The sequence below is a fragment of the Streptomyces siamensis genome (assembly GCF_039543605.1).
GTDB classification, from domain to species: domain Bacteria; phylum Actinomycetota; class Actinomycetes; order Streptomycetales; family Streptomycetaceae; genus Streptomyces; species Streptomyces siamensis.
Genome location: NZ_BAABKB010000016.1, coordinates 327,866 through 345,950, shown reverse-complemented (window position 1 = coordinate 345,950; position 18,085 = coordinate 327,866). Strand labels below are relative to the sequence as shown.

The window sequence follows — 18,085 nt, the reverse complement described above, 5'->3', positions numbered from 1 at the left end:
AGTCTCTCGTTCTCTCGTACGCGAAAACTCTTACCCGACCGGCCACCGCGGGACCCGGCTCCGTGGCGGTTCCGGCTCCACCGGCTGTACGTGTCCGTTGTGAATGGACGCCCGCCAGGCACCGCTCTCCTCGCCCACGCCCTCGATGTACTCCTTGAAGTTGCGCAGCTCGGCCCGGACGACGCGGCGCGTGAGGCCGAGGGCGTGCGTGGCGGTGTCCGCGAGTCCGGGCCGCGTGGTCTCGAGCCGTACGGTCACCTCGGTGCGATCCGCTGCCACGGAGCGGAACGACACCCTGCCCCGGTGAGAAGGGCTGCGTCCCAGGCTCTGCCACACGAGGTGCGAATCCGGATGCTGCTCCACGATCTGCGCCTTGAATTCCCTGTGCACCGGGCCGAGCCCGATGACCCAATGGGTGAGCGCGGGGTTGATCTGCTCGACCCTCTTCACCACGGACATGAACCGCGGAAAGCTCTTGAACTGGGTCCACTGGTTGTACGCGGTACGCACCGGGACCGCGATCTCGACGACTTCTTCGACGGTTGGCATGGCCCACCTTCTCCAGGCGCTGCTTTCCCCAGTGTCACCGCCCGGCCGGAACGTCGCCATGTGGACGCGCCAGGGACGCCCAGGGCCCGCTCGGGGCCCGATCGGGGCCCGATCGGGGCCCGCTCGGGGCCACGCGTCACTTCCCACGCTCGTGAGCCTTGAGGCGGCGGATCAGGACGGCAAAGCAGCCGCGGGCCAGGTGGCCGCGGCAGGGGCCAGGTGACCTGGGCCAGGACTCGGCATCAAGGCGGTCCTTGCGATAGCGGCAGGCCGTCGGTTCGGCGAGGCCGTCGATGACAGATCTGTCAGCGAGCGTCTCGTCAGCGCCTCACCGGCCATCGGCCGGGCACCGCGGGCGCATAGCCCTCGGCCGGTGAACGCAGCCGCGAGGCTCGTCGGCAGGGCCAGGCTGCCGCTCCCCCACCACCAGCCTGCTCCCCCAGGCATTCTTGGCCTGATTGCGGCCCTGCTCAACCACCATGCTGCGGGAGGGTGTCGTACCAGCGCAGGTGCCTCCGGGTCGGCCGTGGCACCTCGGTGCGGGACACACCAGCAGGGGCCACCCTCGCGGGCCACGCGCGAAGGTCACCCGCTCGGCCAAGGCACGGGGTAGGCCGAGAACGGCAGACTGAGGAAGACCGACAACGTTCCGGTGCCGGTGAGTTGGGATTGGCACACCCCTCTCACCGGCACCAGAGCAGTGGGACGCGGACCCTACTTCGCTACCCGGTCAGCGGCCACGCCGGAAGAACTCATCGGCTCAGCCGCCGCTCTTGCGCCGGAACGACCGCTGGCTCGCGGCCGGGCCGTGCGCTCCACGGATCTTCGACGCGTTGGGGTTGGCAGCGAGGTCAGCGGCGTCCGCCTGCACAGCGCGCTTGCGCGCCAGGGCTTCCCGGAACTTGCGTTTCAGGTCGTACTGGCCGTCGCTGTCGGGCACAAGGGCGGACGTCTCGGCGTCAGCCGACTCCGAACCTTCTGGTGATGCAGACTCTGCGGTCATCGTGACCTCCTGGGTTCGGACAGTGGGAGGCACAGCTTGTCATGCCGGGCGTCGGCAAGATCACAGGATGCCGACGGCCGCGGCCGGCACGCACGCGTGGACGAGGTACGAGGGCGCCGGATCCGGCCGCGAAACGCCCCCTACGGCATGCCGTACGCAAGAACCAGGTCAAGATCCCGCACCTCCTCCACGTCGCGCCGCAGTGGCACCGATCGGGCGTGCCCAGCAACAGCACTCACCCTGACAGGTCCGTGCCCAGGATCACGGGCAGGCTGAGCTTCGGCCCCGTCTCCGGAGGCAGGTTGCTCAGGCCGCGGCACAGCGCAGGCGCGCCGACCGATCACTCCCTGACCGGCTCCCGACGGCCGGACCCGGCCTCCGTCGTCACCCCTCGTCCAGCTCGGCGCGTCCGGGTCACGCAGGGCGCGTCAACTGCCCGCCCGTCGCGCTTCGTCGCTGGGGAAGCGCGGCTGATAACTACGGGAGACCTCGTGCACCTTGCGCAGTCCGAGGAAACCGAGGACGACCGCGGTCAGGACGGCCGCGGCGCAGGCGACCACGGTCCGCAGGACGTCCCCCGCGCCGGCGGCCTCGCAGACCACCGCGGTCAGCACGCCGGTGACCACGGAGTTGATGACGCCGACGACAACAGGTGAGCCGGACAGCCAGTGCGTTACCCCGATCCGGCGGCGGAAGCTGTAGGTCGTCCAGATTCCCGGCGGGTCGTCGTGATGGCTCGCGATGAAGTAGGGCTCGAGCTCCGGCGCGAGCTCGACGTACGCGTGTCGTAGCCGGTTCATGCCGATGATCAGCCAGGTGTCCTCGATGTCCGCCTCGATCAGCCGGAAGTACGTCCCGAATCCGACGAGCAGGACGACCGGCAGAACCAGCAGCGCAAACGTCGTGAACCCGGACCCGAACCCGGTGGCGTTGGCCACCAGCGAGAGCGCCACCACCGCGGCCGACAGCACCGTGAGATACGTCCCGGTCCGGCTGAAGATCTCCTGCCACGTCATGCTCCGCGTCGCCAGCAGACTCCAGTGCTCGGCGGCCAGAAACTGTGCATGCGGCGTCCCGGCATCGACACCCTTGAGCTCTCTCATCCCCCGAGTGTGACCTCGGCCGTCCACGACTCCGGAAGGGCCCGCCGGTGATGTCGGCGGCAAGTTCGACGAAGTGCCGGCCGTGGAGGAGACCATCGATCGAGATGCGTCCCCCACACGGGGCACCGGGGGACCACGCCACCCAACTGAGTCCGGTGCACCGACTCAGTTCCTTTGCCGACGCAAATTCCACAACACTGCTCGCGTCGTCACATGCGGTTGCCGTACCGGTGCGACGGGCGAGGTGCAGCGGCCCCGTCGGTCCGCTGCACAACGACGTCGGTCACGGGCCCGAAGGCGGGGTTCCCCCCTCGGCTTCACTGCTCGGCCGGCGTGGGCCGGGGTAGGTCAGAGCGCCAGTTCGGGAAGCTCTCCGGGCTTGACCACGACGATCTCGACACGGGTGCAGCCGACCGCTTCCAGCGCACGCCGCCGCCGTGTGGCGGAGCGCCTGTCGTAGCGGCCGGCGGAGGCCTGTGCGGCACCGTCCGGGTCGGTCCACGTCAGGCTGTAGCGTCGTTTCGTGCTCGTCATGCAGCCATCCTCTCCGGCACCACCGGTACGTGCGGGCGCACACCGACCGGTTCACGGTCCGTTCGATCCAGCAGTTTCACACTCCCGGGCCGCATCCGGAAGATCGCCTCCACCGTTCGCCCAGCGCAGCGGACGTCCTTGCCTCGAGACAGGACGAGCGACTGCCCTTGGGGCTCGTAGCAGACGGCCGCAAAGCGGATAGCTTCAAGATCCTTTTCGTCGCCGCCCATGCCTGGTGGATGAGCACGTGGTCGCGCGGGTACCGGTGCACGTGTGATGCCCATCGGGTATCACAGGCGACAAATGAGGTCTTGGACGGAGCCCCGAGTGCGGGCGGACACTGCGAGAGCAAGCCACCGCAAGACAGGCAGGAGCCAAGATCATGAGGGTGTTCCTCACCGGCGGATCCGGATACATCGGCAAGGCGACCGTCAGCGCGCTGGTCCGGCACGGGCACACCGTAGAAACCCTGGCCCGCACCGATCGGGCTGCTGAGTCCGTCAGCGCTCTCGGAGGGACGCCGGTGCCCGGCGGGCTGGGAGACCTCGGCGTGCTGAACGCCGCGGCGGCCCGCGCGGAGGCGGTCGTGCACCTGGCGCAGGCCACAACCGGCGACGAGGACCTGGCGGCCGCGACCGCCATGCAGGACGGCATCGGGAGCGGCACCTACATACACACGGGCGGCACCTGGGTCTATGGCGACACCCAAGGTGTGGTCGACGAGAGCGCCCCCTGGAACCCGCCCTCCCTGGTCGCCTGGCGCGAGCGGGTCGAGGATGCCGTTCTGCAGCGGGCGCAACAGGCCGGCCGACCTGTCCTCGTGCAGCCCGGCCTGCTGTACGGCGGCGAGAACCGCCTCATCGACCTCTTCTACACCAACCCCGGCAAGGAGGCAGGCGCCATCCCCTACATCGGTGATGGTCAGAACCGCTGGGCCCTGGTGCACATCGACGACCTCGCGGAGCTGTACGTCGCAGCGCTGAAGGCCAAGCCGGGTGCGGTGTATGTAGGGGTGGGCGGTGTGAACCCCACGGCCAAGGACTGCGCGCTGGCCCTCAGCCGGGCCGCGGGCATCCAGGGCAAGGTCGCATCGATCAGTCTGGAGCAGGCGCGCGAGCAGATGGGGCCGGTCGCCGACGCCTTCGCTCTGGATCAGCAGTTCACGCCGGCCCGCGCCCAGGCCGAACTGGGCTGGAGCCCCACCCACACCGACCCGCTTGCCGTCCTCGCCTGTCGCTGAGCGAGTCCGTCTGCACACAGGCCGTCCACACCGTCTGCCGGCCTGTCGTGCTGGAGCGGTAAGTTTGTGATCGGCTGGCGTGGCCGCCCCTGTGAGGACGGCCAGGACAGTCGCTCTCCGGAACGGCTGACTGACCAGGAATGCCGTGGCGACAAAGTGAGCGGTGAGTCCGGGTGGATCTTGATCTGCGGAAGCTCCGGTATTTCGTGGCAGTGGCGGAGGAGTTTCATTTCGGACGGGCGGCGGAGCGACTGCACATCGCCCAGCCGGTGTTGTCCCGGCAGATCCGCAGTCTGGAGGACGACCTCGGAGCGGAAGTGTTCGACCGCGGCCGCCGCGGCACGCTCCTCACTCCAGCGGGAGAGCAGTTGCTGGAGGACGCCGTCCCCCTGCTCGCCTCGGCCCAGGCCCTTGTCGGTCGAGTGAAATCTGCAGCGCAAGGCACACAGTCGCTGACCATCGGCTTCATGCCCGGCATCACGCTCACTCCGGCCATGGTCGCCTTCACCGCGCACCATCCCGGCGTGGATGTGCGTCTGCTGCGCACCTCTTGGGACGACCAGGTGGCTGTGCTGCTGGACGGCAGAGCCGACATCGGCATCGTGCGTCTGCCCATCGACCGGCAGGGTCTCAAGTTGCGCCCGCTCTTCCGCGAACCCCGGGTCGTCATGGTGCCCATGGGACATCGCTTGGCCGACAGGACGTCGGTGGCCGTCAAGGAGCTCGCCGCGGAACATCTGCTGCAGGACCCGAACGCCGTTCCTGAATGGCGCGACGTGGCCCTGGAACTGCAGGACGGGCGGCGCCTCGCCGTTCCGGTGATCCACCAGGTGGAGGAGAAACTCGAGCTGGTGGCCGCCGGGGCCGGCATCTGCGTACTTCCACTGTCCACCGCCACCTTCTACACCCGGCCGGACGTCATCGCGCTGCGCGTCGATGACATCGGCCCCAACGAAGTGGCCCTGGCGTGGGCGGCAGCACGTCGCTCCCGCCTCGTCCACGATTTCGCCCAGGCAGCAGCGGACACCCTCGCCCGGCCCCACACCGAGGAACAGCAACCGTCGACGCACTACTGAGGTACCTGCTGCAGGACCTGGAGACCTCCCACGCCTCGGAATGCCCCGTCTGCCAGGCGGGAGCGGCAGATCACGCCCGTGCACGCGGGGCTACGGTCTCCAAGGCCCGGTGTCCGCTGGGCGCCCGCACTCTCGGGTGTGCCGCAGACGAGCCGCACGCTGTGCAGTCCGCTGCCCGCCCTGCCGCCTTGGCAGGTCACCGGAGCCGTGAAACGCTTGCTTTAGTGGCACATCCGTCCGCGTCTACACATCGATCACGAACGAGTGAGCCCGGCTGACTGTCGGGAGCCGCGCGGATCCACGCTCCCGTTCGGCGTTCGTTCGGTCTGGACGGCGGGAGGGCGCGCGGCGCCGGGCGAGCGAGGGCGGAGCGAGAGCAAGGAACAGCCTTGGCTTCCTCCCCCGCCTAAAGGAGGGGGATTCCAGCGGTCGCCCGCTGGGGTTCCTGCTTCGCCGACGACTGCCCCGTCCGGGAGGAGTCCCGTTGAGGTCTTACACCGTCTCCACAGGCAGTCGCCGCCAGCCCGGCGGCCAGGATGTTGCGTGCCGCGTTCACATCGCGGTCATGCACGGTGCCGCAGTCACACGTCCACTCGCGGACGTTCAGAGGCAGCTTCTCGCGGACCGTGCCGCAGGCCCCGCACATCTTGCTGGACGGGAACCAGCGGTCGATCACCACGAGTTCGCGGCCGTACCAGGCGCACTTGTACTCCAACATGGAGCGCAGTTCCGTCCACGAAGCGTCCGATACGGCGCGCGCCAGGGTGCGGTTCTTCAGCAGGTTACGGACGGCGAGGTCCTCAATCACGACCGTTTGATTCTCACGGACGAGACGAGTGGTGAGTTGGTGCAGGAAGTCCCGACGGCGGTCGGCGATCCGAGCGTGAACCTTGGCGACCTTCCGGCGGGCCTTGTCCCGATTGTTCGAGCCCTTGGCCTTGCGGGACAACTCCCGCTGAGCCTTCGCGAGCCGGCTCCGGTCGCGGCGCTCGTGCCGGGGGTTGGTGATCTTCTCCCCGGTGGACAGGGTCAAAAGCGACGTGATCCCGGCGTCGACACCGACCGCCGCATCCGTGGCTGGCGCGGGAGCCATGGTGTCCTCGCAGAGCAGGGACACGAACCAGCGCCCCGCCGCATCGCGGGAGACAGTCACCGTGGACGGCTCCGCCCCCACTGGGAGCGGGCGCGACCAGCGGATGTCGAGTGGCGTAGTCATCTTCGCCAACGTCAGGCGCCCGTCACGCCACTTGAAGGCGGAGCGGGTGTACTCCGCGCTCGCCCGGGACTTTTTCCTCGTCTTGAACCGCGGGTACTGGGCCCGCTTGGCGAAGAAGTTCCCGAACGCCGTCTGAAGGTGGCGCAACGCCTGTTGCAACGGGACGCAGGACACCTCGTTCAGGAAGGCAAGTTCCTCGCTTTTTTTCCACTCCGTCAGCGCGGCGGAAGACTGCACGTAGGAAACGCGACGCTGCTCGACGTTCCAGGCGCGGCTGCGTTCCTCCAGCGCCCGGTTGTAGACCAGACGGACACAGCCGAACGTCCGCGACAGCTCCGCCGCCTGCCCGTCCGTCGGATAGAAGCGGTACTTGAACGCCCGCTTCACCTGCTGCGCCACGCACCCCAATCTATCAATTTCTGTGTGAGCAACGGGTGTTGGTTGGCTGCCCGCGAACGTCGAATCATCCTGCCGGCGACGTGGCTCTCCCTGCCCTGCTCCTCAGGAGTCCGTTTCCCAGCCGGCCTGGAGGCCGGGGTATCCACGGAGGAAATCCCGATGACGACGACCGAGCACGCTCACGACCGCAACGACCAGAGTGACCCCACCTTGTACCGCACTCCGGCGGACGCCGTCTCCGCGCCCCCGGAGAAACTCGCCTACGTCGTCGGTTTCGACCCGACCGCACAGCGCGCGGACGCGTTGTTCACCGTCGGCGCCGACCCGGAATCCCCCGAGTACGGCCGCGTGATCTCCCACGCCGAGCTGCCCGGCCTGGGCAACGAGCTGCACCACTTCGGCTGGAACGCCTGCTCGAGCGCGCTGGCGCATGCCGGTCATCAATACGCTACGCGGCGCTACCTCATCGTCCCGGGACTTCGCTCCTCCCGGCTGCACGTCCTCGACACCACCCCCGACCCCGCCCACCCCCGCCTCGTCAAGGTCATAGAGCCCGAGGAGCTGGCGGCCAAGGCCGGATATTCGCGTCCCCACACCATCCACTGCGGCCCCGACGGGGTCTTCATGTCCTGCCTGGGCGGCGCGGACGGTGCCGACGGGCCCGGCGGGGTCGCGCTGCTGGACCACGAAACCTTCGACGTGCTCCGCGCCTGGGAGAGCGACCGCGGACCGCAGCGGCTCGCCTACGACGTCTGGTGGCATCTGCGCCAGAACATCGCCGTGACCAGCGAGTGGGGGACCCCCTCGATGGTCGAGGACGGCCTCGTTCCCGAACTGCTGCTGGGGCGCAAGTACGGCCACTCGCTGCACTTCTGGGAGCTGGACTCCGGCCGGCACCTGCAGCGTGTCGATCTGGGGGACGAGAACCAAATGGTGCTGGAACTGCGTCCCGCGCACGACCCCGAGGCGACGTGGGGCTTCACAGGCACCGTGGTCAGCGTGGAGGACCTCTCGGCGTCGGTGTGGCTGTGGAACCGTGAGGGCGAGGACTTCGTGGTCCGCAAGGTGGTCACCATCCCCGCCGAACCCGCACCGGCGCAGGACCTGCCCCCGGCGCTGCAGCCGTTCGGCGCCGTGCCCCCGTTGATCACCGACATCGACCTGTCGGTGGACGACCAGTGGCTGTACGTATCCGCGTGGGGCACCGGCGATCTGCTCCAGTACGACGTGAGCGATCCGTTCCACCCACGGCAGACCGCCTCCGTGCGTCTGGGTGGGGTCGTCGGCGGACAACCGCATCCCGCCCGGCCGGACACTCCATTGACCGGCGGAGCACAGATGGTCGAGCTGAGCCGCGACGGGCAGCGCGTGTACCTGACGAACTCCCTGTACGCCGCCTGGGACGCACAGATCTATCCCGCGGGCATCGACCCGTGGATGGTCAAACTCGACGCCGACACCGTGAACGGCGGACTCGGCGTCGACAGCCGGTTCTTCCCCAACACCCCCGATTTCCTGGGCTTGCGCGTACACCAAACGCGCCTGCAAGGCGGCGACGCCTCCTCGGATTCGTACTGCTACCGCCGCTGACCACCTGCGCCCTGTCGCCACCGGCTGACCGGCTCGGCAGGAATCCCTGAACTCCCGCTGCTGCACGCCCTCTGCGCGCCTGAGAGCGTCGACTCGCTTAGCCGGTCCGGCAGAAATCTGCTTCACGCACCAGAACGTGGTGAGTCCACCGCGGGAGCGGCCGAGGAGCTGGCCGGCCGATTCGCCTGTCCGGGGACACTTCTGACGAGCCCCGGCGGCGTGCTGGACATGCCCGTGGACCCGTGACGGAGGCGACGCTGCCGTCCCCGGACGGTCAGAGCAAGTGCCCGCAGACTGTCGTCACCCGCCGCCGTGCTCCGGCGGGCCTGCCGAAGCTGTCACTCAAGCGCAAGAAGGAGCAGGGCTCACTTCTTGCAGGGGAAGGTCACCTGCGCGCTGCGGACGCTCTTCTTCTGGTCCGGCAGGTGGAGCGTGACGTACCCGGTCACCGCCTTCGCGTTCTTGGGAGCCGGCACGTCCACGACCTGAAGGACGACCTTCGTGGAGGTGCCCATGCCGAAGGTGAACGATCCCGGGGAGACCCGGGCTCGGCTGGTGTTCACGGTCCAGTAGAAGGGGACCTTGCCCGGCCCGCTCGCCGTGATCTTTCCGTCGAAGGCCATGGCCACGGGAGTGCCGTTGCACTTGACGGTCTCCCCCGACTTCAGCAGGGTGACCACTTCGACCTTGGTGACCTTCACCGCCTGCTTGCCCCCGCTCGTCCCGGCGGTTCCGGCCTGCGCCCCGTGGGCGGGGGCGAGGGCCACCGAGGAGGCGAGGAGCGGGGCTGCGAGGAGCATGAGGTGTCGATGCCGCATCGTGCTGCCTTCCGGATGAGGAAAGCCCCCGATCTCCGTCCCAGGATATCGGCGGCACGCCCGGGCGGCCCGGCCGCCGGGGTCAACCCCGCGAGAGGTCGACGCCCTGGCCGGATCCGGAACAGTACCGCTCAGCAGCACGACGACTTCGCCGCCCGAACCTCGACTGCCGCGACCGCGGCCTCCGAGACCCGCATACTCGCCCCCACTGTTTCCACGGACCACGGACCACGGCCCTGTCCGCCCACGCCGGGAGGAGCGGGCCCGCTTGCATCGGAATGGACAGTCCCGGTCCCGATCACTGCGATCGTCTGCCACCATGTGCCGGTGCCAACTCAGGGAAGCCAGACGACAGTTGAGAGGAATCGATCATGTCGACTCTCGGCACAGGAATCAGGCGCGCCATGTCGGCCATCGGGTCGGCCGTGCTGCTCGCCACGCCGCTGACCCTCGCGATGCCGGGCACGGCGACCGCCGCTGAGACCGCAGCAGCGACCAGCCTCGACCGGTTCGCGAACTACGAGTACAAGCGGTGCATCGAGGAGAACTCCTTCTACAACTTGTGGTCCCAGGACTGCGGGATCGGCTACTCGGACCTGTACTGGCGGTGGACCGGCACCACCAACACGTCCTCGACACTCCAGAACTACGCATGGGACCACTGCCTCGACAGCAACTCGGCAGGGGACGTCTACGCCAACGGGTGTAACGGCGGGAACAACCAGCTCTGGCAGGTCATCCAACCCGCGCCGACGAGTGCCGTCATGCTCCGCAACACAGCGACCCGCCTCTGCCTCTACGAGACCTCCGGCGGCCTCTACAGGACGACGGTATGTGACCGCAACGCGCGCACCCAGCGGTGGACCATCGGTTGAACGACCGATACCTCACCGCGAGAGCGACGGTATGGTGGCCTCCGGGGCGCGGAGGCGGAAGACGGCACCGCGGCCGATGAGCCGCGGGACATCCCTCAGCCTTCGTGCGGGTCCGGGACCGATACCGGACGCGTCGCTCGACCGTCACCTTCGGCACGGAAGTGTCCTGCGAGTACCTGGGCATCGACGACGTACGGTACAACTGCCCCTCCGGGCACCTGGGCCGCTGCCCCGCCACCAAGAACGTGGGGCGCGACATGGTGGTCGTGGAGTCGTTCAGCGGACCACCCTCCGGCGGCAGGACACCCCGGCTGTCGTCACCGGTACGTCACGGGGAGTCGGTCGTGGTATATCCGGCCGCCAAGGGAGACCTGTCGGTGGACATCGACATTCATGTCTCCGGCCGGGCCCCGGCCGCACTGCGCATCACAAGGATCGCCTGAGACCTGAGGCGGTTGGCACGCTCATCGGCAGCTGGGGCAGGACGCCGTCCTCACGCCCGACCGGCTCAGGCCACTTGGAAACAGTTCGCGGAAGGGCCCCGGTTCGAGAACCGGGGCCTGACCTGTCCGTGCAGAAATCCGGCGAAGCTCGGGCCACCGCGGCGCATCGGATCAGTCGCGTGCGGGCTGCGCCGGGCCGGAGGGTCAGCCGCGAGGACCCGGCTCAGTCCAGGACCGCGACGGCGATCACCTCGGCCAGCTCGGCCGGCATCGACAGGAACGCCGAGTGCCCCGACGGAAGCTGGTAGGACTTGCCGGAGCGAGCCGCCAGTCCTTGCTGAAACTGCAGTGGAAGCGCGTTGTCCAGCTCGCAGACGATGTACCGCGACTCCACATCCTTCCAGGCCGTGGCAGTCAGCGGCTCGCTGAAGGACTTGATGCTCTGCGGCACCAGCCGTTCCGCCGCCCAGACGGCGTCCTCGTCCGTCACCCCGTTGTAGAAGTACTCACGGTGCTCGGGGTTCGGGGGCAACGCGCCGGTCTCCCCGGCCGGAAGGGCTCCGCCCGACTGGCCAGCCAGCGAGTCGCCCTCCTCGAGTTGGAATGCCGCCAGGTAGATCAGCCGGGAAACGTTGTCGGCCTTGGCGGCGGCCTCGGTAGCGGGGATACCGCCGTAGGAGTGTGCGACGACTGCCACTGGCCCGTCGATCCCGGCGAGCTTCTCGCGGATCGCCTCGGCATCGTCGTACATGCCTGCCGGGTGCTCGGCCTCGGCCGACGCACTCGGAAGATCCACCGTGGCGGCGTCCCATCCTCGTACCTCGAGCTCAGCGACGAGCTTTTCCCAGCACCAGGCACCGTGCCAGGCGCCATGAACCAGCAGGATGGTGGGCTGACTGTACGTGTCAGCAGGCATGCGCCGTCCCCTCGGGTCATTATTTCCTGATGAATACGTGGATTCCCGAAGGGGTCTGCGGCAGTCGTCGTCCGGAAAGAGTCACGGAGCAGATGACACGCCGACACAATGGGAGCACCCCTTCAGCGGATCTTACAGTAGACGGTCATACCGGCGAAGGACATGCTCAGGAATCCGAGATCTATGCTTGCACGTTCCACCCTGTGATCATTAGAGACGTGTCGCGCGCTTCGCCAGTATCAAGTTGCTCAGGTCACACCCGTGGAAATTCCGTCGCGAGCGACAAAGCCAGGAGCCTGCAGGACCCCGCCGATTCGACGCCGGCGCTTCCGGCGTCGAACCCGCCGCGTGATTTCACTCCACAGTAATCCGTACGACTGATTTGCCGGCCGTCGGCGCCAGCTGCCTGGCGATCATTTCAGGCACGTCCAAGAAGTCGTACACGTGACCCACCGGTGTACTGATCGCGCCTCTGTCCGCCAGGTCGGCCAGGCGGTCCCATACCAACGCCTCTTCCGCCGCACTGCCGGGAGTGGCAAGAACACCCACGGCCGAGTAATTGCGCAGCAGCATGTCCATGGAGTTCAGGGCCACCGGCTCGCCGCTTGCAAGACCGATGAGCACCATCCTCCCGTCGCGGGCGATCGCCTGTAGTGCGGTGAGTGCCGTGGCCCCGCCGACGGGGTCGAAGATGACATCCGCTCCGCGGCCTCCGGTGAGCTCCCCGACACGTGCGGGCAGATCCTCGGTCCGATGGTTCACGCCGTGGTCGGCGCCATGGAGTCTGCAGAAGTCCAGCTTCTCCTGGCTCCCGGCGACTGCGATCACCGTCGCCCCCAGCGCCTTGCCGAGTTGTACGGCGGCTCCGCCGCTGCTGCCGGCGGCACCGAGCACGAGCAGCACCTGGCCGGCTTCGAGGGGGGCGCGGTCGACGAGACCGGCGTACGCAGTGCGGAAGGCGATCGGGAAGCCGCTGGCCTGCTCGGTAGTCATCCGCGCCGGAATCTTGATCGTGGATTCCTCGCGCAGGTACGTGTATTCGGCGTATCCGCCCCACCCGTCGAGGAAACCGGTGATGCCGGTCACCTGATCGCCGACGGAGAAACGTGATCCCGACGGTACCGCGACCACTTCTCCCGCCGCCTCCTCACCGAGACCGAAGGGCGGATTTCCCAGCAGCGGGAAATGACCTGCCGCCATCATTACGTCCGGGTATCCCGCCCCCGCCGTCCGCACGCGAATCAACACCTGGCCCGGCACGGGCTCGGGCCACGTCATCTGCTGGAGCTCGATGGAGTCGGCCGGTGCACCGAACTTCACGAGACGCCAGGCTCGACCAGAAAACACTTCTCGATCATCCCCTTTATTCCTATCGCCTGCATCAGCATCACATGACGCCGGTACCTTCTTCACCGATCGCTTCCAAGAAGTCAAATATCTGGACGCGCAGACATGATGATCAGAGTGCCGAGCATGTCGGGGCGATCCACTTACTCCGCCGCTTTCTCTCCACGGGTGACATGCGTCTCGGTCCTGCGGGAATCAACATTTCCGTTCGTCACAGTGAACGGCGAGTTCACACCAATCACCGAAGTGACACCGCGATACAGGTCCCTGCTCACTATGCGGACTCGTACGAAAGGCAGGCCCGTACGAAGGGGTCGCCGTCGGCCGACGTGACGTCGCACCTTGGGGGGGGCAGTCGAGCGCTGTCCGACGCCGCCGGCGCCGGTCAGCGTGAGCAGACGCGACAGCAGATCACTGGGCCTGCGCGTCGAACTCGGCGCGCGAGGACCCGATCTCTTCTGCGTGGGCATCGGCCCACCCCGCAAGGTCACGGAGCACATCCAGCAGCGACAGTCCGCGGCCGGTCAGTGCGTAGTCGACCCGCGGCGGCATCGTGGGGTGCACCGTCCGGCTCACCAGCCCGTCACGCTCCAGTGCCCGAAGCGTCACACTGAGCATCCTCTGGGTGATGGGATTGACCAGCCGCCGCAACTCGTTGAAGCGGTAGGTCGATTCACCCAGCTGGCACACCACGGAGACGCTCCACTTGTCGCCGATCCGTTCCAGGACGCTCCGGATGAGGGGACGGGAATCCTCTCGGCAGTCGGGCGTTCCAGCCCCGGGGACACGGGACTCCCCTGCGGCGGTCACTGCCATAGTTCCCTCCGGGGTACCTGGGCACCCGAAAGTGCCTTCTTGTTCAACTTCGTCCCCCGTGTGACGCTCGGTGCTGCCTGCACGGAACGACAGGTGAATCACTTGCGCCTCTCCCCCACTGTATGAGCTCTGCACGAGCATCGGAGGCGCGTGGCGTACTGCCCCACTGCACGAGGAGAACCATGGCAGAGATCGGCGTCGGCATCATCGGAGCCAGCCTCAACAGCTGGGCGGCGACGGGCCATGTGCCCGCTCTTGATGCCTTGCCCGACTACGAACTTCGTGCGATCAGCACGACCCGGCCTGAGTCCGCCGAGGCGGCAGCCAAGAAGTTCGGCGTCCCTGGAGCGTACGACAACCATCACGACCTGATCTCCCGCCCTGACGTGGACCTGGTGGTCGTCGCGGTGAAGGTCAGACACCACCACGCGCTGGTGTCGGCCGCTCTGGAGGCCGGCAAGGCCGTCTACAGCGAGTGGCCGCTCGGCGCCGACCGTGAGGAGGCCGTCGGCCTCGCGGCTCTGGCGCATGCCGCGGGGGTCCGTACCGCCATCGGCCTGCAGGGGCGTTTCGCTCCATCCGTCCGTCACGCCGCCGACCTGATCGCCGACGGATACGTGGGCAAGGTGCTGAGCACGACGCTTGTCGGCTCGGGCGTGGCCTGGGGCGCAGAGACCGACCGCTCGCACGCCTACATCTTCGACGACGCCAGCGGCGCGGCCACTCTCGAGGTGCCCGTCATGCATGCCCTGGACGCGCTGACCTCCGCCGTCGGGGAGTTCGACGAGGTGTCCGCGCACCTGGTCCGTGGCCGTACACAGGTCCGTCTCATGGACGAGGGGATCACGATTCCGGTCACCGCACCCGACCAGGTGTCCGTCACCGGCACGCTGCGCAACGGCGCCGCCGCCTCGGTCTTCTACCGGGGAGCCCATTCACGCGGCGACAACCTGCGCTGGGAGATCAACGGCACTGAAGGCGATCTCGTGCTGACGGCCGCCGGCATCAACGGAAACCTGCAGGTGATCGACCTGGTCCTGGAGGGCGGGCGCGGCAGCGATGCCGGGATCGCACCGATCGACATCCCGGACCGCTACTTCGACGGAGTGCCCCGCCACCTGACGGGACCGGCCCACAACGTCGCACACGTCTACGCTGCTCTCGCCACCGATCTGCGTGAGGGAAGGGCAACCGTGCCAGGCTTCGATCATGCCGTGGTGCAGCACCGTCTGCTCGACACCATCAAGCGGGCGTCGAAGACGCGCGCCAGTCAGTCGTTCCTCGGCTGACAGCGCCTCGCTGTCACCGACAGAAATCGTGAGGGCCCACACCACTCGTCGGCCCTCACTCGGAGGGCCGCCGTCAAGAATTCCGGGGAAGTCTCACACTCCACACGGGAGCCGGCAACGACCGAAACGGGCCGCCGGCGAAACGGCTCAGGGCAACCGGGCCTGCTTGCGGTACCGACCGGGAGCCACACCGGTCACGCGCTTGAACGCGTGACTGAAGGCGCTCTCCGAGCGGTACCCGTATTGAGTCGCGAGTGAGGCGAGAGTGCGGTTTCCGGTGCGGAGTTCCCGTGCCGCGGACCGGATTCGCCAGTTGGCGAGGTACTCGAGGGGAGGCGTGCCGACGAGTTCGCTGAAGCGTGCCGCGAAGTGCGATCGAGACATGCCTGATTTTGCGGCCAGTTCGGCCACCGTCCACAGATGGGCGGGATACTCGTGTATGAGGGAAAGCGCTGTGCCGACTGCTGGATCGGCCAGAGCGGTGAGCCATGCCCGGCCACTCGAACCCTGAGCGGCGACATAGCTGCGGAGCACCTGCACAAGGACGATGTGCGCCAGCCGCTCGACGATCAGGGCGCTGCCGATCCCTGGGTTGGCTGTCTCCTGGCGCAACATGTCCAGTGCGGAACGGATGGCACCGGCCTCGCCCGTGTCCGCAGGAACGTGCACGAGTGGCGGCAGCACGTCGAGAAGGACCGCCGCGTTGGCGGTGTCGAGGTGGAACCCGCAGCCCACAACGACCCCGTCCGGTGGGCTGCCTGACGTCCCGACACTGACGCTGTCACCCTCGATGAAGCCCATGAAGACCTCACTGCTGGGCTGAGCGGGGACCGTGGGATCGCTGGAGAGCCGATACGGGCGGCCGTTGCCCAGTAGATAGCAGTCGCCCGCCACAGCCCGGATGGGCGGGGCGCCTTCGGTCTCCACCCAGCACTCACCTTCGAGGACGGCGCCCAGCTTGATGTGCTGGTATCCGGCGAAGGAAATCGCCCATGCGCCAGCTGCTTCCAGTCGAGCGAAATTCGCGCTGCGCATGTCCAGAAGGGCAAGAACATCGTTGAGGGGATCCATCGGCTCCCTTATCAGAGTGCGGCAGCGCCTCGTCGGCGAGACTGCGAACCGGGTGAACGGTGAGGATGAAACAGGACAGGCCAGTAGCGAGTCCCGATGATCCGAGGCAGGATGTGTGAACAGGCTGCCTCGCGACCGAAGGGACCCGGTCGGCGCGAAGGGCCGACAGAAAACACAGCCCAAAAGGATACTGCTCGAATTCTTACGAGGAGTGTTCATCCGCGCAATGCGCGGGGCTCCTCGATGCGTGCGCCATCGTCCTAGATCACCGAATGGAAAGCCACACAACGACCTCACTGGCGTCTTCCAGGGCTCTCGAGTGACTCATCGGCGGACGGACTGGTGGTTCTGTGGGGATTTCCTGACGGCCTCCGCCGGCACCGCGAGTCATGAAGATCGAGTGCGTGGAATGCAAAGGTGTGGCTGGGCGCCGCTGGTGTCGGTGACGGTTTCGGCATCCCTTCGAAGGAGCTCCGCCATGTCCGTCCCGTCCGCTCTCACAGGGCTCGAAGGAAAGCGCCTGGTCATCATCGGAGCTGATTCCCACACCGGACGGAAACTAGCCGAGGTGACGTCCACGGCCGGCGCCGAATCGGTCCTTGCCGGTCCTGACCCCCGGAAGGTGGAGCGCACGGCGGAGTGTCTGGCCGGGACACCGGAAGTCGTCCCGTTGGACATCACCGACGAGGACTCGATCGCCGGACTCTCCAAACGAGCCGGCGCCTTCGACCACCTGGTCCACCGCCTCCATAGCAGCCACCGGCCCGCTCGCCGAGCTGGAACTCGAGGCTGTGCAACGCGCCTTCGCGGCCAAGGTGACCGGTCCCCTGTCGGTCGTGGCAGCGGCCTGGTTCTCGGCCGTACTCGCCCGGGTTTTCTCCCTACCCAAGATCACTGCGGGATACCGCCGCGCGTGCCGTTACATCGACGGCGTAACCGGAGTGATCCTCGCCGGACCGGCCGTCCGCATCGGCCTCGAGGGCTGACACTGCCCCCCGAGGACGGATGCACGCCCCGCTCGAGCACACGGCGCCGAGCGGGGTGTTCTCCATGCCGGGCCCGGCACGTCGCAAGGCGGTGGCTGCGGCGGCTCCCCGCCGACCACGCCTTGCGCGCACATCGACCGGACCGTGATTGCCTCCTCGATCAGAGACGGACTAGTCTGTCTGATTAGGGAGGACCGATCATGGCAACCAAGATCCGCAAGACGAAGTCCGAGGAGAGGATCCTCGCGGCTGCGGCGGACCTGTTCTACACCCATGGCCTTCGCGGTGTGGGCATCGATCAGGTCATCGAGGTGTCCGGGGTCGCGAAGTCCACCCTCTACGCGCACTTCCGGACCAAGGAACAGCTGGTGGCGGAGTATCTCCGCAGGACCGACGCCTCATGGCTGGCACAGCTGTCCGCGGCGGCCGAACGTGCGGGAGACGATCCGCGCGAGCAGCTGGTGGGTCTGTTCGACGCACTCACCGACGCCTTCGACCGCCACGGCTTCTTCGGTTGCCCGTTCGTGAGCGCGGCAGTGGAGGCCGAAGCCGGTTCGGAGGCGCATGCCGTGACCGAAGAGCACTCGGTGCACCGGCAGGACTGGCTGACGGAGCTCGCGGCACGCGCCGGAGCCGCAGACGCCGCGAGTCTGGCCCGGCACATCGGCCTCCTCATCGATGGCGCTCTGACATCGGGTCGGCTGCTGCAGGACCGAGCCGTCGTGGCCGAGGCCAAGACGGCGGCGAAGCTGCTGGTGGCCGCGCACGTCGCGGCAACCGTCTGATCACTTCGCGTCCGCTCGGCCCGCGATCG

Annotated in this window: 17 protein-coding genes; 7 read left to right on the top strand and 10 right to left on the bottom strand. The window is 67.7% G+C overall.

The genetic code is table 11. The features are described 5' to 3' along the window. Positions 1-30: 30 nt before the first annotated feature. The 4 genes from ABEB03_RS22130 to ABEB03_RS22115 form a co-directional block, all read right to left on the bottom strand. Positions 31-549 (bottom strand): SRPBCC family protein, encoded by a 519-nt coding sequence (locus ABEB03_RS22130; RefSeq protein WP_345651937.1) that lies wholly within the window; start codon positions 547-549, stop codon positions 31-33. 760 nt (positions 550-1,309) lie between these two features. After that, positions 1,310-1,552: a DUF5302 domain-containing protein gene (locus ABEB03_RS22125; protein ID WP_345651934.1), complete on the bottom strand. Its 243-nt coding sequence runs from the start codon at positions 1,550-1,552 to the stop codon at positions 1,310-1,312. 428 nt (positions 1,553-1,980) lie between these two features. Further along, positions 1,981-2,655 carry a hypothetical protein gene (locus ABEB03_RS22120; RefSeq protein ID WP_345651931.1) on the bottom strand — a complete coding sequence of 225 codons (675 nt, stop codon included), beginning with the start codon at positions 2,653-2,655 and terminating at the stop codon, positions 1,981-1,983. Between the two features lie 348 nt (positions 2,656-3,003). After that, the gene (locus ABEB03_RS22115) at positions 3,004-3,189 is read right to left on the bottom strand and encodes a hypothetical protein (RefSeq protein ID WP_345651927.1); all 186 of its coding nucleotides are present in this window, start codon (positions 3,187-3,189) and stop codon (positions 3,004-3,006) included. A 382-nt stretch (positions 3,190-3,571) separates the two neighbouring features. Between ABEB03_RS22115 and ABEB03_RS22110 the strand changes: the two genes are divergently transcribed. Both ABEB03_RS22110 and ABEB03_RS22105 read left to right on the top strand, forming a co-directional pair. Next, positions 3,572-4,429: an NAD-dependent epimerase/dehydratase family protein gene (locus ABEB03_RS22110; protein WP_345651922.1), complete on the top strand. Its 858-nt coding sequence runs from the start codon at positions 3,572-3,574 to the stop codon at positions 4,427-4,429. Between the two features lie 173 nt (positions 4,430-4,602). Continuing rightward, entirely contained in the window at positions 4,603-5,505 is a 903-nt protein-coding gene (locus ABEB03_RS22105) for a LysR family transcriptional regulator (RefSeq protein WP_345651918.1), read from the top strand. Positions 5,506-5,911: 406 nt separating this feature from the next. Here ABEB03_RS22105 and ABEB03_RS22100 read toward each other — a convergent pair whose 3' ends face one another. Next, positions 5,912-7,120, bottom strand: coding sequence for an RNA-guided endonuclease InsQ/TnpB family protein (locus ABEB03_RS22100; RefSeq protein ID WP_345651915.1), 1,209 nt, complete (start codon positions 7,118-7,120; stop codon positions 5,912-5,914). 159 nt (positions 7,121-7,279) lie between these two features. Here ABEB03_RS22100 and ABEB03_RS22095 point away from each other — a divergent pair, with 159 nt between their 5' ends. Next, positions 7,280-8,710, top strand: coding sequence for a selenium-binding protein SBP56-related protein (locus tag ABEB03_RS22095; protein ID WP_345651912.1), 1,431 nt, complete (start codon positions 7,280-7,282; stop codon positions 8,708-8,710). 365 nt (positions 8,711-9,075) lie between these two features. Here ABEB03_RS22095 and ABEB03_RS22090 read toward each other — a convergent pair whose 3' ends face one another. After that, entirely contained in the window at positions 9,076-9,510 is a 435-nt protein-coding gene (locus ABEB03_RS22090; protein ID WP_345651909.1) for a hypothetical protein, read from the bottom strand. Positions 9,511-9,899: 389 nt separating this feature from the next. Here ABEB03_RS22090 and ABEB03_RS22085 point away from each other — a divergent pair, with 389 nt between their 5' ends. Beyond that, on the top strand, positions 9,900-10,403 hold the full coding sequence (locus ABEB03_RS22085; protein ID WP_345651906.1) for an RICIN domain-containing protein: 504 nt from the start codon (positions 9,900-9,902) through the stop codon (positions 10,401-10,403). Positions 10,404-10,564: 161 nt separating this feature from the next. Beyond that, a complete protein-coding gene (locus ABEB03_RS22080) occupies positions 10,565-10,846 on the top strand; it encodes a hypothetical protein (protein ID WP_345651903.1) in 282 nt (93 codons plus the stop codon). Between the two features lie 223 nt (positions 10,847-11,069). On the opposite strand, the gene ABEB03_RS22075 is transcribed toward ABEB03_RS22080, so the two are convergent. The 3 genes from ABEB03_RS22075 to ABEB03_RS22065 form a co-directional block, all read right to left on the bottom strand. Next, positions 11,070-11,762 carry an alpha/beta fold hydrolase gene (locus ABEB03_RS22075; RefSeq protein WP_345651900.1) on the bottom strand — a complete coding sequence of 231 codons (693 nt, stop codon included), beginning with the start codon at positions 11,760-11,762 and terminating at the stop codon, positions 11,070-11,072. A 354-nt stretch (positions 11,763-12,116) separates the two neighbouring features. Next, on the bottom strand, positions 12,117-13,175 hold the full coding sequence (locus tag ABEB03_RS22070; RefSeq protein ID WP_345651897.1) for an NADPH:quinone oxidoreductase family protein: 1,059 nt from the start codon (positions 13,173-13,175) through the stop codon (positions 12,117-12,119). A 345-nt stretch (positions 13,176-13,520) separates the two neighbouring features. Further along, a complete protein-coding gene (locus ABEB03_RS22065) occupies positions 13,521-13,826 on the bottom strand; it encodes a winged helix-turn-helix transcriptional regulator (RefSeq protein ID WP_345652689.1) in 306 nt (101 codons plus the stop codon). Between the two features lie 281 nt (positions 13,827-14,107). Here ABEB03_RS22065 and ABEB03_RS22060 point away from each other — a divergent pair, with 281 nt between their 5' ends. Further along, on the top strand, positions 14,108-15,214 hold the full coding sequence (locus ABEB03_RS22060) for a Gfo/Idh/MocA family protein (protein ID WP_345651894.1): 1,107 nt from the start codon (positions 14,108-14,110) through the stop codon (positions 15,212-15,214). 147 nt (positions 15,215-15,361) lie between these two features. Here ABEB03_RS22060 and ABEB03_RS22055 read toward each other — a convergent pair whose 3' ends face one another. Continuing rightward, the gene (locus ABEB03_RS22055; RefSeq protein ID WP_345651891.1) at positions 15,362-16,285 is read right to left on the bottom strand and encodes an AraC family transcriptional regulator; all 924 of its coding nucleotides are present in this window, start codon (positions 16,283-16,285) and stop codon (positions 15,362-15,364) included. A gap of 1,186 nt (positions 16,286-17,471) precedes the next feature. Here ABEB03_RS22055 and ABEB03_RS22050 point away from each other — a divergent pair. Continuing rightward, entirely contained in the window at positions 17,472-18,056 is a 585-nt protein-coding gene (locus ABEB03_RS22050; RefSeq protein ID WP_345651888.1) for a TetR/AcrR family transcriptional regulator, read from the top strand. The last annotated feature ends 29 nt before the right edge of the window (positions 18,057-18,085 follow it).

Excerpts from the sequence above, each read along its gene's own strand:
- ABEB03_RS22130 (WP_345651937.1), bottom strand. The coding sequence starts at position 549 with ATGCCAACCGTCGAAGAAGTCGTCGAGATCGCGGTCCCGGTGCGTACC.
- ABEB03_RS22090 (WP_345651909.1), bottom strand. The coding sequence starts at position 9,510 with ATGCTCCTCGCAGCCCCGCTCCTCGCCTCCTCGGTGGCCCTCGCCCCC.
- ABEB03_RS22120 (WP_345651931.1), bottom strand. The coding sequence starts at position 2,655 with ATGAGAGAGCTCAAGGGTGTCGATGCCGGGACGCCGCATGCACAGTTT.
- ABEB03_RS22115 (WP_345651927.1), bottom strand. The coding sequence starts at position 3,189 with ATGACGAGCACGAAACGACGCTACAGCCTGACGTGGACCGACCCGGAC.
- ABEB03_RS22095 (WP_345651912.1), top strand. The coding sequence starts at position 7,280 with ATGACGACGACCGAGCACGCTCACGACCGCAACGACCAGAGTGACCCC.
- ABEB03_RS22125 (WP_345651934.1), bottom strand. The coding sequence starts at position 1,552 with ATGACCGCAGAGTCTGCATCACCAGAAGGTTCGGAGTCGGCTGACGCC.
- ABEB03_RS22050 (WP_345651888.1), top strand. The coding sequence starts at position 17,472 with ATGGCAACCAAGATCCGCAAGACGAAGTCCGAGGAGAGGATCCTCGCG.
- ABEB03_RS22060 (WP_345651894.1), top strand. The coding sequence starts at position 14,108 with ATGGCAGAGATCGGCGTCGGCATCATCGGAGCCAGCCTCAACAGCTGG.
- ABEB03_RS22055 (WP_345651891.1), bottom strand. The coding sequence starts at position 16,285 with ATGGATCCCCTCAACGATGTTCTTGCCCTTCTGGACATGCGCAGCGCG.
- ABEB03_RS22110 (WP_345651922.1), top strand. The coding sequence starts at position 3,572 with ATGAGGGTGTTCCTCACCGGCGGATCCGGATACATCGGCAAGGCGACC.
- ABEB03_RS22085 (WP_345651906.1), top strand. The coding sequence starts at position 9,900 with ATGTCGACTCTCGGCACAGGAATCAGGCGCGCCATGTCGGCCATCGGG.
- ABEB03_RS22075 (WP_345651900.1), bottom strand. The coding sequence starts at position 11,762 with ATGCCTGCTGACACGTACAGTCAGCCCACCATCCTGCTGGTTCATGGC.